Source organism: Nocardioides bigeumensis, from assembly GCF_039531755.1.
Taxonomy (GTDB): Bacteria; Actinomycetota; Actinomycetes; order Propionibacteriales; family Nocardioidaceae; genus Nocardioides; species Nocardioides bigeumensis.
On the sequence record NZ_BAAAQQ010000013.1, the window covers coordinates 18,871 to 32,720 of the forward strand.

13 protein-coding genes are annotated in these 13,850 nt (G+C 71.7%); 6 read left to right on the plus strand and 7 right to left on the minus strand.

What is annotated here, in order from left to right:
* The first annotated feature begins 28 nt into the window (after positions 1–28).
* Complete coding sequence (locus ABD295_RS14395) at positions 29–1,003, plus strand: helix-turn-helix transcriptional regulator (RefSeq protein WP_344304461.1); 975 nt, start codon at positions 29–31, stop codon at positions 1,001–1,003.
* On the opposite strand, the gene ABD295_RS14400 is transcribed toward ABD295_RS14395, so the two are convergent.
* From ABD295_RS14400 to ABD295_RS14410, 3 genes are read right to left on the minus strand one after another with little or no spacing between them, the layout of a single operon-like run.
* The gene (locus ABD295_RS14400) at positions 1,000–1,344 is read right to left on the minus strand and encodes a TraR/DksA family transcriptional regulator (RefSeq protein ID WP_344304462.1); all 345 of its coding nucleotides are present in this window, start codon (positions 1,342–1,344) and stop codon (positions 1,000–1,002) included. The two genes, ABD295_RS14395 and ABD295_RS14400, sit on opposite strands and share 4 nt — an antisense overlap.
* The gene (locus ABD295_RS14405; RefSeq protein ID WP_344304464.1) at positions 1,341–2,357 is read right to left on the minus strand and encodes a LysR family transcriptional regulator; all 1,017 of its coding nucleotides are present in this window, start codon (positions 2,355–2,357) and stop codon (positions 1,341–1,343) included. Before ABD295_RS14405 ends, ABD295_RS14400 begins: the two co-directional genes overlap by 4 nt.
* A complete protein-coding gene (locus tag ABD295_RS14410; protein WP_344304465.1) occupies positions 2,354–3,103 on the minus strand; it encodes a TetR/AcrR family transcriptional regulator in 750 nt (249 codons plus the stop codon). Before ABD295_RS14410 ends, ABD295_RS14405 begins: the two co-directional genes overlap by 4 nt.
* Positions 3,104–3,450: 347 nt before the next feature.
* On the opposite strand from ABD295_RS14410, the gene ABD295_RS14415 reads away from it, so the two are divergent.
* Together ABD295_RS14415 and ABD295_RS14420 are read left to right on the plus strand one after the other, a co-directional pair.
* A complete protein-coding gene (locus tag ABD295_RS14415; RefSeq protein WP_344304466.1) occupies positions 3,451–3,750 on the plus strand; it encodes a hypothetical protein in 300 nt (99 codons plus the stop codon).
* 94 nt (positions 3,751–3,844) lie between these two features.
* Positions 3,845–4,225 carry a ClpX C4-type zinc finger protein gene (locus tag ABD295_RS14420; protein ID WP_344304467.1) on the plus strand — a complete coding sequence of 127 codons (381 nt, stop codon included), beginning with the start codon at positions 3,845–3,847 and terminating at the stop codon, positions 4,223–4,225.
* Between the two features lie 41 nt (positions 4,226–4,266).
* On the opposite strand, the gene ABD295_RS14425 is transcribed toward ABD295_RS14420, so the two are convergent.
* From ABD295_RS14425 to ABD295_RS14435, 3 genes are all read right to left on the minus strand, one after another.
* Positions 4,267–5,568, minus strand: a complete 1,302-nt coding sequence (locus ABD295_RS14425) for a cytochrome P450 (protein WP_344304468.1) — start codon at positions 5,566–5,568, stop codon at positions 4,267–4,269.
* Between the two features lie 262 nt (positions 5,569–5,830).
* A complete protein-coding gene (locus ABD295_RS14430) occupies positions 5,831–6,478 on the minus strand; it encodes a maleylpyruvate isomerase N-terminal domain-containing protein (protein WP_344304469.1) in 648 nt (215 codons plus the stop codon).
* Positions 6,479–6,489: 11 nt separating this feature from the next.
* Positions 6,490–8,895, minus strand: coding sequence for a bifunctional FO biosynthesis protein CofGH (locus ABD295_RS14435; RefSeq protein WP_344304470.1), 2,406 nt, complete (start codon positions 8,893–8,895; stop codon positions 6,490–6,492).
* A gap of 150 nt (positions 8,896–9,045) precedes the next feature.
* Here ABD295_RS14435 and ABD295_RS14440 point away from each other — a divergent pair, with 150 nt between their 5' ends.
* The 3 genes from ABD295_RS14440 to ABD295_RS14450 all read left to right on the plus strand — a co-directional run bounded on the left by ABD295_RS14440 (position 9,046) and on the right by ABD295_RS14450 (position 12,927).
* Entirely contained in the window at positions 9,046–10,740 is a 1,695-nt protein-coding gene (locus ABD295_RS14440; protein WP_344304471.1) for an alkaline phosphatase family protein, read from the plus strand.
* 67 nt (positions 10,741–10,807) lie between these two features.
* Positions 10,808–12,628: an acetyl/propionyl/methylcrotonyl-CoA carboxylase subunit alpha gene (locus ABD295_RS14445; RefSeq protein ID WP_344304472.1), complete on the plus strand. Its 1,821-nt coding sequence runs from the start codon at positions 10,808–10,810 to the stop codon at positions 12,626–12,628.
* On the plus strand, positions 12,628–12,927 hold the full coding sequence (locus ABD295_RS14450) for a hypothetical protein (RefSeq protein WP_344304473.1): 300 nt from the start codon (positions 12,628–12,630) through the stop codon (positions 12,925–12,927). Before ABD295_RS14445 ends, ABD295_RS14450 begins: the two co-directional genes overlap by 1 nt.
* On the opposite strand, the gene ABD295_RS14455 is transcribed toward ABD295_RS14450, so the two are convergent.
* Positions 12,911–13,834 (minus strand): SGNH/GDSL hydrolase family protein, encoded by a 924-nt coding sequence (locus ABD295_RS14455; protein ID WP_344304475.1) that lies wholly within the window; start codon positions 13,832–13,834, stop codon positions 12,911–12,913. The two genes, ABD295_RS14450 and ABD295_RS14455, sit on opposite strands and share 17 nt — an antisense overlap.
* Positions 13,835–13,850: the final 16 nt, after the last annotated feature.

Genomic DNA, 13,850 nt, shown 5'->3' on the forward strand with positions numbered 1-13,850 from the left:
TGTCGGGAACATCCGCGACAATCGACCCGTGCGAGCTGCCCGGATGATGAGCCTGCTGCTGCAGCTGCAGGTGCGCGGCGAGCTCACCGGCGCTGAGCTCGCAAGGCTGCTGGAGGTCAGCGAGCGGACGGTGCAGCGCGATGCGAAGGCCCTGGCCGACGCGGGGATCCCGGTGCGGTCGACGCGCGGTCCGGCTGGCGGCTACCGGCTGGGCGGCGGTTACCGGACCAGGCTGACCGGCATCGGGCTCGACGAGGCCGGCGCGCTGGCCTTCCTGGGGCTCGGCGCCCCGGCCGAGCAGCTCGGGCTCGGCGACCTGGTCGAGGGTCTCCAGACCAAGATCCGGGCAGCGCTGACCACCGAGGCCAGGGACTCCGCGCAGCGCACCGCGGACCGGTTCCACCTCGACAACGTCAGGTGGTTCGCCCGCCCGGAGCCGGTCCCGTTCCTCGGCCCGCTCGCCGTGGCCGTCTGGCAAGACCGACGTGTGCGCCTGGACTACGAGCGGGACGGAAGGTCCACTCGGCGCACCGTCGACCCCCTCGGCCCGATCCTCGCCTCCGGCGAGTGGTACCTCGTGGCTCTGCGCCGCGGCGCCCGGCGTACCTACCGCGTCTCGCGGGTGCGGGCGGTCCACCCCCTCGACCAGGCCGTGTCCCGGCCGGCCGGCTTCGACCTCGCCGAGGACTGGCGGGCGAGCCGCCGTGAGATCGAGAGCGAGGCGATGGAGGTCGAGGTGACCCTGCGGGCGCGCGCCTCGTCGCTGCCGGCCCTCAGGCGAGTGGTGCCCGCCACCCGGCAGCACCTCGTCCCCACCCTGGTCAACGAGCCGCACATCGAGCTCACCGTGCCCTTCGAGAGCCGGTCCTGGGCCGTCTTCGCCCTCCTCGGGCTGGGCGGCGGCGTCGAGGTGCTCGCCCCGCCCTGGGTGCGCGAGAGGGTCGCGGACCAGAGCCGGTCGGCGGCCGCGCACTATCCGGCCGGCCCGACGCTGCCTGGCTAGCGGGACCGGCGCGCGCAGTCGATGCAGGTGCGCGTGAAGGGCCGCGCTTCCAGCCGCTCGGGAGCGATGACCGAACCACACACCTCGCACACGCCGTACGTCCCGGCGGCCAGGCGCTCGAGTGCGGCGTCGAGCTCGCCGAGGTGGTCGGCGGCCTGCTGGCGCAGCGCGACGACCTGCGCGCGCTCGAAGGCGATGGTGCTGCCCTCCGGGTCGTGCTCGTCGTCGGCGTTGGTGTCGCGCGAAGCGGCCACGATCTCGTCGAAGGACGCCTCGAGATCCGCAAGACGTCCGGCCGCTTCGGCGCGGGCCCGCATCAACGTCTCCCGGTGGTCGCTCATGACGAGGCCTCCGGTTGCGCGGACCAGTCGGGTACGACGGCGCGCAGGTCCGCCGGAAAGATCGGACGGTACTCCGGAGAGCGGTGCCACCAGCTCGCCGTGCCGCTGGAGATCAGCACCTGCTCGGCGTACGCCGCCGCGAGCTGGACCCGCAGGTCGGCCACCTCCTCCTGGCTGATCCGCGACGGGTGCCACCGCAGCACGTAGCGCGAACGCAGCCGCTTGCCCCGGACAGGCAGGACGCTCACGCCGTGCCGCACCGGGTAGGCGGGCGAGCACAGGCAGACGGCGCCGTGGTCTGTCACCCAGGTGAGGTAGAAGTCGAGGTCGGCGGGGCCGGTGGGCGAGCTCGGCTCGAAGCCCTCCTCACGGCAGGCAGCCGTCAGCATCGACATGGTGCCATCGGGGCGGCCGCGCGGGAGCAGCCAAGGGGATGCGCGCAGGTCGCTGAGTGCCACCTCGTCCTGGCCGGCTGCGGGATGGCGGTGGCCGAGGGCGACGAGATAGGGCTGCTCCTCGATGAGCACCGAGTGGCGTGCGCCGGCGACGGGGATGACGTCCCCGAACCCCGGGTGCACCGAGACGACGGCTACGTCGACCTCACCGTCCGCGAACCACTCGTCCACGGTCGCGCTCGAGGAGTCGGTGCGGCTGGAGAGCGGGCGCGGCTGGGTGGCCATCGCCCGCGCCAGGAAGCGGGCGAACCAGTTGCAGGTGATGCCCGCAACCCTGATCGCCGACGCGTCGGGGGCCAGTGTCGCGAGGTCGTCGGCGATGGTCTCGACCTGGCCGAGCACGCTGCGTGCCCGCTCGATGACCAAGCGGCCAGCCGTGGTCGGCTCGACGCCAGAGGGTCGGCGCACGAACAACGCGGTCCCCATGGTGCGCTCGAGTCGCGCCAGCTGCGCGGAGACGCCGGCCTGCGCCAGGCCGAGCGTCCGAGCGGCGGCGCCGATCGAGCCGTGATCGGCCACCGCCACCACGAGGCGGAAGTGCCGTAGCTCGAGGCTCACCCGCCGACGGCCACGCCCGACGTGCCGCCTGAGATCTTGCCCGCGCTGTTGCCTGATTTCTTGCGGGGGCTGCTGCCCGCGGTGTCCACCGTGGTCGGGGCCGAGAGCACAGCCATCATCACGTCCGCGAGGTTGGTGACGAACTGGTCCACGGGCAGCGGCTCGCGCGGGCGATCCTCAAGGTCGAGCAACCGGGCCTGCTCGGACATGCAGCGGATCACGAAGCCCACCATCGAGCTCACCCGCTCGGCGCGTATCGGCTCGGGCAGGTGGTCGACAGCAGGGGCGATCAGCGGCAGGCACCGCACGACGCTCGGGCTCGTGAAGACCGCCTGCCCCGCGTCGGCGACGAAGCGCGGGTGGTTGATCAGCTGCCCGAGCAGTCGCAGGTAGCGCCGTCCGCTCTCGTCGTTCAGCCGCTGGGCCATCGGTCCGATCGTCAGCTCGATGCCCTCGCGCACCCCGAGCGTGCGGCCGGCCAGCTCGGCCTGGTCGAGGAGCGCGTTCCGGTCCGCGTCGACGCCGCCCTTCCCCCGGTCGACCAGGGCGACGATGATCGCGTCGCGCGATCCGAAGTGGTAGGTCACCGCTGAGCGGTTGCGGTTGCCGCTCGCCCGGTTGATCTCGTTGAGCGACACATGGTCGATCCCGTGCTCGTCCATGAGCACGGCCGCGGCGTCCAGGATCGCCTCGCGGCCGCGCACGCCGGTCTGGCCCGCCCGGGGGCTGGATTCTGAGGTCGCCACGGTGCTTGCACTCTAGTAGGCCGATCCCGTGGACGTGCGATTGCCGCTCCATGTCCGTCGCGGAGCCGTGTTCCTGCTTGACCAGCAGCACGTCGCTGAGCACACTCCCCGATGGGACGGCGGCGGCCAGGGTCTATTGGCGTAGGTACTTGACGCAGTCGTCCCTCCCGGGTTCGTCGCGGCGGCGGCGAGCTCGGGGCAGCCCCCGACTGGGCCCCCGAGCGGACCCCCGAGCGGGCCCCCGAGCGGGGCCCGGCCGGCGAACGGTCCCGCCCAGCGTCGCCGAGGCGTATCCTGTGTCAGGACTGACTTGACGCTGGTAGGAGGAGGGCGAGGGTGGGCAGCACATGACGACGACGACTCCGCCGGGACTGGGTCCTGGCCCTGGACTCGGACCTGGATCGGGCATCGACCAGCAGCGCGAGGGCGCCGCCGCGCCGAGGGACGCCGCCTCGATCGAGGAGCTGCTGGCCACGCTCCCCGTGCTGGCCGCCGAGGCCCGACAAGCCGACGAGCGGCTGCGTGAGCGGGTCGCGCTGCTCAAGCAACGGCGAGCCACCTGGGCAGAGATCGGGTCCGCGCTCGACGTCACCCGGCAGGCCGCCTGGGAGAGGTTCGCGGGTCGGGCACGCCGCGCGCGCCTGTAGCGGACACCGGGCTGGATCCGACGCGGTACCGTTTCCCTCGGACGATCGTCCGGGGCGGACGCCACCGCCGCGAAAGAAAGGGCCTCACAGCCACATGGACTTCAGCGCCGGCAACAAGATCTGCTCGTTCTGCGGCAAGCAGGGTGAGCGGCGCAAGATGGCAGGCGGCCTCGGGGCGATGATCTGCATGGAGTGCCTGGAGTACTACCACTCCCTGGCCACGTCGAAGAAGAAGGTCGCGTCGATGTCGCGACCCCCCTGGGAGTCGATGTCGGACGCCGAGCTGCTGTCCCACCTCCCGCTGATCCTCAAGTCGGCCGAGCAGAACATGGGCTTCGCGCGCGAGTGGGTCGACCTGATCCGCGAGCGCAAGATCTCGTGGGCCGAGATCGGCAAGGTCCTCGGCGTGTCGCGACAGGCCGTGTGGGAGCGCTTCGGCAGCAACAAGCAGGCATCGCGCAGCGAGACCGCCTGACCCACCGCCGCGCCCGTGCGCTCGGCTGACGATCCACCCCGTCAGCCGGTGAGCGCGGCCGCCCGCACGCTGGCGGCCGCCACGTCGGCTGCCAGAAAGCCGGGCACCGCCGCGCACACACGGAGCTGCAACCCGCTCGGCAGCAGCGTCGTGCGCGCGTCCGGAGTGACGTCCCCTGCTCTCGTGACGTCGCCGAGCCGGACGATCGAGCGCAGCAGCGCCACCAGCGTGACGGTGGCCAGGTTGCTGCCGGGGCAGCGGTGCCGACCGGCACCGAACGGGACGTAGCCCTCCGGTGACGACTGCTGCGACATCCAGCGCTGCGGCCGGAACGTCGCCGGCTCCTCGAAGACCCGTGGGTCGCGATGCACCACGTAGGGGCTGATCAGGAAGTGGTGTCCCGGCGCGAAGGCGAAGCCGCCCAGCCGCACGTTCCTCGTCGCACGCCGCATGATCACCCACGTGGGCGGATAGAGCCTCAGCGCCTCGAGCACGACGGCCCTGGCCACCGTTTCGTCGTCCCGGGCGCGGGTCTGCCACTCGGGGTGGTCCGCGACGAGCATCGACATCCAGGCCGCCGCTGCCGCCGGCACGCGCTGCGCGGCCAGGAGCGAACCGATCAGCAGGTCTGCCACCCGGTCGAGAGGAAGCCGAGCCTCGTGCGCCGCGGCCCGAGCGGTGACCACACGCGCGGCCAGGTCGGCGTACCTCTCAGGACGGCGCGACCGAGCCTCGAGCCGACTGACGACCTCGCCGCGCAGCTCGAGATGACGCCGCCGGATCCGGCGCCGGGTGGGTGTCGGGAAGGACGCCGGCAGCGCCCACGGATTCCCGATCACCTGCGCCAGCGCATCGAGGAGCCGCCCGGTGAGCTCGGGCAGGCCGGCGCCCTCGTCGCCGAAGAAGTGGCGGGCGACCGCAGCCGAGATCACCCGCTCGAACACGGGTACCGGGTCGAACGCGACTCCTGCCGCCGCGCGCCCGGAGAGCTGCTCGTGAGCAAGCTGCACGACGTGGGGCGCCACGCCGAGCAGCGCAGCCGGCCGGAGACCCGGGTTGAGCAGCGACCGACTCCGGAAGACCTCGTCGACGGCGGCGATGGACAACCGCTGTTGCAGGAAGTTCTCATCGATCTCGAACGACCCGTCCCGGTCGCGCAGCACGGCCGAGACCAGCGCGGGTCCGTGCACGAGCGCCGTACGTCCGTCGAAGCCGACGAGGTCGCCGTGCTCCTCCCTCGTCGCCAGTAGGAACCCCAGCCGGTCGGTCTCGTACGCCGCCAGGTTGCCCACCCATCTCTCCCCCGTCGGGCCGGGCGGCCCCGCTGGGGATCGGCTCCTCATGGGCGGGTCACGGGCTGGACGACCGGGCTGGACGACCGGGCTGGACGACCGGGCTGGGGTCCGGACCGGTCAGTTCCAGAAGTAGCCGGACGGCACGCTTCGCCCCTGCATGGCCTGGAGGGCCCGCGCGACCGTGATCTTGATCCGCATCATGTGCTTCCCCACCTCATCAGAAATAGTCAGGTACTGCCTGACCGTTGCAAGGCTTACCTTGACACGAGAGGCCATAGCGAAGCAACCCGCTCCCACGGGCTGGGACGGCTCAGCCGAAGGCGCCGAGCGGGCCGTGCCGCTCTGGGCGAGCGAGACCGAGCACCACGCCGCGCGCGCCGTGGCGGGCCAGGGCGATCTGCTGCACGACGGGAGCGAGGAGCTCCCAGGCGCCGGAGGGGGCGACAGGTGCCCGCACACCGACGCTGGACGCCAGGTCATCGGTGTGCACCAGCAGCTCGACCAGGCGGGTGACGTAGTAGTCGCGGATGCGGACGACGACGCCGTCGAGCACCGCGATCAACCGGTCGGGGTGGAGATCGAGCGCACGCTGCGCGTCGAGGCTGCGCTCGAGGTCGGCGACCAGAGTGGCGTGCCCCGCCGCCGCGGCGGCCGCTGACCGCTGGCGCACGCCTCGGTGGAGGTCGCTGTCGACGGGGTCGGCGTCGCCGAGGACGGCGGCGTAGTAGCCGGCGGCGTCGAGGACCCCAGCAGCCGGTAGTGACGCCGGGTCCGGCTCCGGCTCGGCGAGGTAGATCTCGAGGGTGAGGACCGCCCGTCCGACGTGGGCGGCGAGCGCGCCCACGTCGTACTCGTCGAGAGCGGAGGGCAGGTCCCATGCGGAAGCGACCGCGTCGGAACGGACCAGCTCGATCGCGGCCGCGGCGGCGTCGAGGTAGTGCTGGCGGGGATCGCTCACGTGCACCGCCGTCAGCACGCGCGGTCGAGGGGCGCGACGGCGCCGTACAAGGTGGTGCGCTGCTGCACGGTCCGGCCCACGGAGGTCGCCAGGGCGCGCAGGTCGTCGACCGTGATCAGCTGGCCGTGGGCAGCACCGGCGGCACGGGAGATGTTCTCGTCCATCAAGGTGCCGCCGAGGTCGTTGACGCCCGCGGTGAGCAGCTGGCGGGCGCCGGACTGTCCGAGCTTGACCCAGGAGGCCTGGATGTTGTCGACCAGGCCGTGGTAGGCGATGCGGGCGACGGCGTGCATGAGCACCGACTCGCGCCAGGTCGGACCCCGGCGGGCACCACGCTTGAGGTACACCGGGGCGGCCATGTGCACGAAAGGCAGCGGCACGAACTCGGTGAACCCGCCGGTCTCCTTCTGCAGGTCGCGGGTGCGGATCAGGTGCCGCGCCCAGTGCAGGGGCCGCTCCACGGAGCCGAACATGATGGTGATGTTGGACCGCAGCCCGACCTGGTGGGCGGTGCGGTGGGCCTCGAGCCACTCCTCGGTGTCGATCTTGTCGGGGCACAGCACCGCACGGACCTCGTCGTCGAGGATCTCCGCGGCGGTCCCGGGCAGCGAGCCGAGGCCCGCGTCCCTGAGCCGGGTCAGGTACGAGGCCAGCGACTCGTCGAGGCGCCGGGCCCCCTCGGTGACCTCGAGCGCGGTGAAGCCGTGCACGTGCATGTCCGGGACCGCCGCCTTCACCGCGCGGGTGACGTCGACGTAGAAGTTGCCGTCGAAAGAGGGGTGGATGCCGCCTTGCAGGCACACCTCGGTCGCGCCGCGCGCCGCGGCCTCGACGGCCCGTTCGGCCACGTCGTCCAACGTCAGCAGGTAGGGCTTGCCGCGCAGGTTGAGCGAGAGCGGGCCCTTGGAGAACCCGCAGAAGGTGCACTTGTAGGTGCACACGTTGGTGTAGTTGATGTTGCGGTTCACGACATAGGTGACGGTGTCACCGACCGCCTCGGCACGCAGCTCGTCGGCCAGGGCGGCGACCGCGGCGACCTCGGGTCCCCGGGCACCGAACAGGGTGACGATCTCGGCCTCGCGGACCTCCTGGCCGAGCCGCACCCCCGCCAGCACCTCGCCGACAGCACCGGCCGCGCGTGCCGCCGTAGGCGCCCCGGCGTCGACCAAGGCCGTGATCAGCTCGGGCGGTGCGAGGTCTGCCCCGGAGTACCACGCCGTCGAACGGCGGCCGATCTGCACGACCTCCGCACCGGTACCGACGTTGGCGGCGGCCTGGTGCCGCTCCGGCCAGGCCGCGCCCGGGTCGTCGCGGCCGAGCCCCTCGGCGTCCGACCGGTCCAGCACCGGGAAGCGGGTGCGCTCGTCGAGCCAGCGCAGCGGGTCCGCGGCGTACGCCGGGTAGACGGTCAGCCGCGGCGCGAGGGCCAACCCCCGTTCCTCGGTGGAGGCGCGCAGCACGTCGATCGCGGGCCAGGGCCGCTCCGGGTTCACGTGGTCCGGGGTCACCGGCGAGACCCCACCCCAGTCGTCGAGACCCGCATCCAGCAACGCCCCCAACCGATCAGGGTCCGAGAGGTTGGGCGGCGCCTGGACGTGCACGTCCTCGGGCAGCACGAGGCGCGCCAGCGCGATCGCGCGCAGGTGGTCCTCGGGCGGACACGGGGCGGCGTCGCGCATCGCCGTGCCCGGCTTGGGCAGGAAGTTCTGCACGATCACCTCCTGCACGTGCCCGTGTCGCCGGTGGGACGCCGCGATCGCCTCCAGCGCCTCGACCCGGTCACCCTCGGACTCGCCGATCCCGACCAGGATCCCCGTGGTGAAGGGGATCGCGAGCTCGCCGGCCCACTCCAGCGTCGCCAGCCGCCGCTGCGGGGTCTTGTCCGGCGCCCCCCGGTGCGCGGCCAGGTCGGGACGCAGCGACTCGATCATCATCCCCTGCGACGGCGCCACCTCACGCAGCCGCGCGAGCTCGTCGCGCCCGATCGCACCCGCGTTCGCGTGCGGGAGGAGGCCGGTCTCCTCCAGCACCAGCGCGCACATCGCGACCAGGTAGTCGACCGTCGAGGAGTAGCCGTGCTCGGTCAGCCACGTCCGCGCCTCGGCGTACCGCTCCTCAGGCGCCTCCCCCAGCGTGAACAACGCCTCGTGACATCCCGCCTCCGCGCCCTGCGACGCGATGCCGAGAACGTCCTCGGGCGAGAGGTACGGCGACGCGACCTGCCGCGGCGCCGTCGCGAACGTGCAATAACCACACCGGTCGCGACACAACCGAGTCAACGGGATGAACACCTTCGGCGAGAAGGTGACCCGGGTGCCGGTGCCCAGCGCCCGTACGTCGCGAGCCGCGCTGGTCAGCCGTTCAGTCGACTGCGTGGTCAACGGGCCGACCAGGGTGTCCTCCACCCGCTCGATCATGCCAGCCGGAGGATCTGGGTCTTTACCGATGAGATGTGGCGCAGACCACACGTCCGGGGCTAGGTTCGCCGGATCGGTCGCGTCGGCGGGGGCCACAGGAGGACGCGGTCACGGTGGCGCCCGACAAGGGTGCACATATAGGGGTGGGACATGGCTCGTCGTCGTCTTCTCGCATCGTTCGCGCTGGCCGGCATGGCCGCCACGGTCGCACTGGCCGGCACGCAGGGCATCGCCTCAGCGAAGCCGAAGCCGACGCCTGCGAAGCCGACGAAGGTCGTGATCATCCTCGTCGACGCGCTGAGCAGGGAGATCGTCGACAAGTACGGGATGAGCAACGTCCAAGCGCTCATGGACGTCGGCGTCGACACCCCGCGCGGCTATCTGGGCCACACCGGCTCGGTCACCGTCGTCACGCACAACGTCATCACGTCCGGGCTGTTGCCCAAGCACATGGGATGGACCAACGAGGGCTACCGCGACAGCCTCGACGTGCTGCCGGACCGCAAGGCGACCAACGCGGGCGACAACCTGTTCATCTCGAGCAACTGGACGAGCGCCGAGATGTTCCCGGTGCAGAACAAGCTCGGCTATCCCAAGCTCGGCGACTACCTCGCCAAGAGCGGCGGGGTCTACACCGTCAGCCCCAAGGCGTACGCCGCCTACGGGTTCAGCGGCGACGTGCCGGGCACCACGACCATCACCTTCGGCGGCACCGTGACGTGCGGGACCGCCCCGAACACCCAGCGCTACCGGATCCCCGTGGGCATCAACCTGCCGTCGTGGCTGGACACGACCTGCGGTTCCCGCTGGCTGGTCGAGCGGGACAAGGGCTACGACACCCTCCAGGAGCCGGCCCGCCTCTACCCGGCGCTGGACGACCGCTACGTCGTCGGCGACGAGGCCGGCCACCAGGGCGGCGACGTCTGGGCAACCGACCTCTCCCTCAGGATCATGCAGGAGGACGAGGACTGGAGCGGCCTGTTCATCAGCCTTCCGGGCGTCGACAAGGCGGCTCACATGTGGGGCGGGGTCAACGACCCGGAGGGTGGAGACCTGGATGGGGATGGCCAGCCCGACGTCATCGGCTACAACGAGCTGACCCACATGGAGTACGCCACGGCGACCGCCGACGCGCAGGTCGGCCGCATCATGGACGCGCTCGAGGAGAGCGGCGACCTCGACGACACCGTGGTCGTCCTCACCGCGGACCACGGATCGGTGGCGGCCGCCGAGGACCACTTCCACGGTGACTTCGAGCCGGTCAACGACTACGGCCTCTGGAACTGGTACTACGGCGACGTCGAGAACGACGTCTACCTCGACCCGCAGGAGGCGTTGAAGCCGCTCGTCGAAGAGGGCAACGTCGGCCTGTCCTACAGCGACTCGTCGATCAACGTCTGGCTGAAGGACCAGTCCCCGGAGGCCGCCGCCGCCACGGCGGAAGTGATGGCCACGCTGCCCGACGTCACGGCCGTCTGGCACCGCAACGGCGACCACTTCGACCGGGTGTCGCCAGTCCGCTGGGAGCGGATGACCTCGCCAGGCGAGAGGGCCTGGTTCGTCCGCAAGGCACAGGAGCTCGTCGACACGCAGGCGGCTGACTACGGACCCGACCTGGTCGCCACCCTGCCGGACGACACGACGTACTCCGTGCACGGTGACCACGGCGGCATCCAGCGGTCCACGCAGCAGATCCCGATCGTCTTCGCGGGCGGCGGACTCTCCAGCAAGGACCTGCACTCCGAGGTGCGCTCGGTCGACATCATGCCGACCCTGCTGCGGACGCTGGGCATCGAGCCCGACGCCCCGATGGACGGGGTCGCGTACAAGCTGCCGATGGGATAGCGGATCGACCGGTGGTCGAGCAGCGCTCGCTGCTCGACCGCCGAGGTGGGGCGCTACGGTGTCGGGCGTGAGTGACGCGCCTTCCACCAGCCACCGCAGCACAGCCCTCCAGAAGGTCCTCATCGCCAACCGTGGCGAGATCGCGGTGCGGGTGGTGCGCGCCTGCAAGGACGCCGGGATCGCGAGCGTCGCGGTGTACGCCGACCCTGACCGGGACGCGCAGTTCGTGCGACTCGCTGACGAGGCCTACAGCCTCGGTGGCGCGACGCCCGCAGAGTCCTACCTCGACATCGCCAAGATCATCGCGGTGGCCAAGGAGGCCCAGGCCGACTCGGTGCACCCCGGCTACGGGTTCCTCGCCGAGAACGCCGACTTCGCGCAGGCCGTGCTGGACGCCGGACTGATCTGGATCGGTCCGCCGCCCGCGGCGATCGAGGCGCTGGGCGACAAGGCGAAGGCCAAGCACATCGCCCAGAAGGCGAACGCACCGCTGGCGCCGGGCACCAAGGACCCGGTCCAGGACGCCGACGAGGTCGTCGCCTTCGCGCAGGCCAACGGCCTGCCGGTCGCGATCAAGGCGGTCTTCGGCGGCGGCGGTCGCGGCCTGAAGGTCGCGCGCACGCTGGAGGAGATCCCCGAGCAGTACGAGTCGGCGGTGCGCGAGGCCGTCGGTGCGTTCGGCCGGGGCGAGTGCCTGGTCGAGAAGTTCCTCGACCGGCCCCGTCACGTCGAGACCCAGTGCCTGGCCGACCGGCACGGCAACGTCGTCGTGGTCTCGACCCGTGACTGTTCCTTGCAGCGCCGGCACCAGAAGCTCGTCGAGGAGGCCCCCGCGCCGTTCCTGACCGACGAGCAGCTCGACCAGCTCTACTCGTCGTCGAAGGCGATCCTGCGCGAGGCGGGCTACGTCGGCGCCGGCACGTGCGAGTTCCTCGTCGGCCGTGACGGCACCATCTCCTTCCTGGAGGTCAACACCCGGCTGCAGGTCGAGCACCCCGTCTCCGAGGAGGTCACCGGCATCGACCTGGTCCGCGAGATGTTCCGCATCGCCGCGGGCGAGGAGCTGGGCTACGACGACCCCGAGATCCGCGGCCACTCGATCGAGTTCCGCATCAACGCCGAGGACGGCGGCCGCAACTTCATGCCCGCACCCGGCACCCTCACCAAGTGGGAGCCGCCGAGCGGACCGGGGGTGCGCGTCGATGGCGGGTACGTCGCCGGCGAGACCATCCCCGGCGCCTTCGACTCCCTGATCGCCAAGCTCATCGTGACCGGCCGTGACCGCACGCAGGCGCTCGAGCGGTCGCGCCGCGCGCTGGCGGAGTTCGGCGTCGACGGCATGCCGACGGTGATCCCCTTCCACGCCGCGGTGGTCGACGACCCGGCGTACGTCGGCGCGTCCAACCCCAGCGGGGAGGGCTCGTTCGACGTCTACACGACGTGGATCGAGACCGACTTCGACAACCAGATCCAGCCCTACGCCGGTCCAGACGGATCCGCCGGCGACGAAGGCGAGCCCGAGGAACGGCAGAAGGTCACCGTCGAGGTCGGCGGGCGTCGCCTCGAGGTCGTGATCCCCGGCGGTCTCGGTGGGCTCGCCAGTGGCGCCCCGGCAGCCGGCGCCAAGAAGCCCAAGCGCAAGGCCGGCGGCAAGGCGGGCGCGGCTGCCAGCGGCGACGCGGTGACCAGCCCCATGCAGGGCACCATCGTCAAGATCGCGGTCAGCGAGGGCGACACCCTCGAGGAGGGCGCCGTCATCGTCGTCATGGAGGCGATGAAGATGGAGCAGCCCCTCAAGGCCCACAAGGCCGGCACCGTCACCGGGCTCACCGCCGAGATCGGCGCCACGGTCTCCAACGGCGCCGTGATCTGCGAGCTGAAGGACTAGTGCCCGAGCGACCCGAGATCGTCTGCATCTGCGGCTCGACGCGGTTCGCGGACCAGATGCGGGTGGCGAATCGCGACTTGACCCTCGCAGGCGCCATCGTCGTCGCGCCCGGTGAAGCGGACGAGGTGCTCAGCGACGAGCAGAGGGTCGCGCTGGACGCCCTCCACCTGCGCAAGATCGACCTGGCCGACCGGGTCCTGGTCGTCAACCCCGGCGGTTACGTCGGCGAGTCCACGAACGGGGAGATCGCCTACGCCCGCGCTCTCGGCAAGCCGGTCTCGTTCACCCATCCCGTTTGACCGGGGCGGCTTCACCGGTCACTGCCTCGTAGACGGCCCCGGCGGCTCCTTCCATCCCTGCCTGGAACGGGTGGTACGCCGCTGCCTTCCCCAGCTGGGTGCGCACGCCGTTGACCCAGGCGTGCTTGCCGGCGCAGATGTCGTGCCCCTCGGAGACCGGGTAGAGGTCGACGTACGTGGCGCCCGCGTCCTCAGCGGCGAGCCGCAACGACCGGTTGAGCAGGCCGGCCACCCTCCGCGCCCAGGCGGCGTCGCCGGCGGTGAAGCCCGCGGCGCGGCACGAGCCCTCGTCGGGCAGCAGCCGCGGGTAGCCGACGACGTAGACGTCCGCGTCCGGCGCCGCCTCGCGCACCGCGTCGAGCGCCTTGCCCAGAGATGCGCGTACGCGCCGGGCGTCTCGTGCTTTGGACGCACCGAAGCGGTCCCGGCACGGTGTCGCCTTCGACAGCCACTGCTTCCCCTCGGCCGGGCCGCCGCAGCCGCCACTGATGGACCCGAAGAGCCCGAAGTCGTTGCCACCCAGCCCGATCGTGACCAGGTCGGTCTCCTCCGAGAGCAGCCGCACCTGCGGGCGGGCGCGGTTGTCGAACATCAGGTCCTGCCGGCCGAGCACGTCCTCGCTCCGGGCCCCCGAGCAGCTCGCGTCGGCGTACGTCGCCACGTCGAGCAGGTCGGCCAGCAGCGCCGGGTAGTTGAGCGTGGAGCGGAAACAGCCCGGTGCGTCGTCGCGCTGCATCGGGATGAGGGGGCCGGCGGTGTAGGAGTCGCCCAGCGCGACGTAGTCGACCGGTTCGGCGACCACCGCCTCGTCGGTCTGGGCGGCGGTGTCGCCGCCGCGCTGGACCGCCCAGCCGCCACCGGCGACGAGGAGAACCCCCGCCGCCACGGCCATCACCCTGGTGCGCATCCGACCAGTCTGCCTG

Coding starts and splice junctions, on each gene's coding strand:
- ABD295_RS14420 (WP_344304467.1), top strand. CDS start 3,845: ATGGACTTCAGCGCCGGCAACAAGATCTGCTCGTTCTGCGGCAAGCAG.
- ABD295_RS14415 (WP_344304466.1), top strand. CDS start 3,451: ATGACGACGACGACTCCGCCGGGACTGGGTCCTGGCCCTGGACTCGGA.
- ABD295_RS14440 (WP_344304471.1), top strand. CDS start 9,046: ATGGCTCGTCGTCGTCTTCTCGCATCGTTCGCGCTGGCCGGCATGGCC.
- ABD295_RS14435 (WP_344304470.1), bottom strand. CDS start 8,895: ATGATCGAGCGGGTGGAGGACACCCTGGTCGGCCCGTTGACCACGCAG.
- ABD295_RS14455 (WP_344304475.1), bottom strand. CDS start 13,834: ATGCGCACCAGGGTGATGGCCGTGGCGGCGGGGGTTCTCCTCGTCGCC.
- ABD295_RS14400 (WP_344304462.1), bottom strand. CDS start 1,344: ATGAGCGACCACCGGGAGACGTTGATGCGGGCCCGCGCCGAAGCGGCC.
- ABD295_RS14425 (WP_344304468.1), bottom strand. CDS start 5,568: ATGAGGAGCCGATCCCCAGCGGGGCCGCCCGGCCCGACGGGGGAGAGA.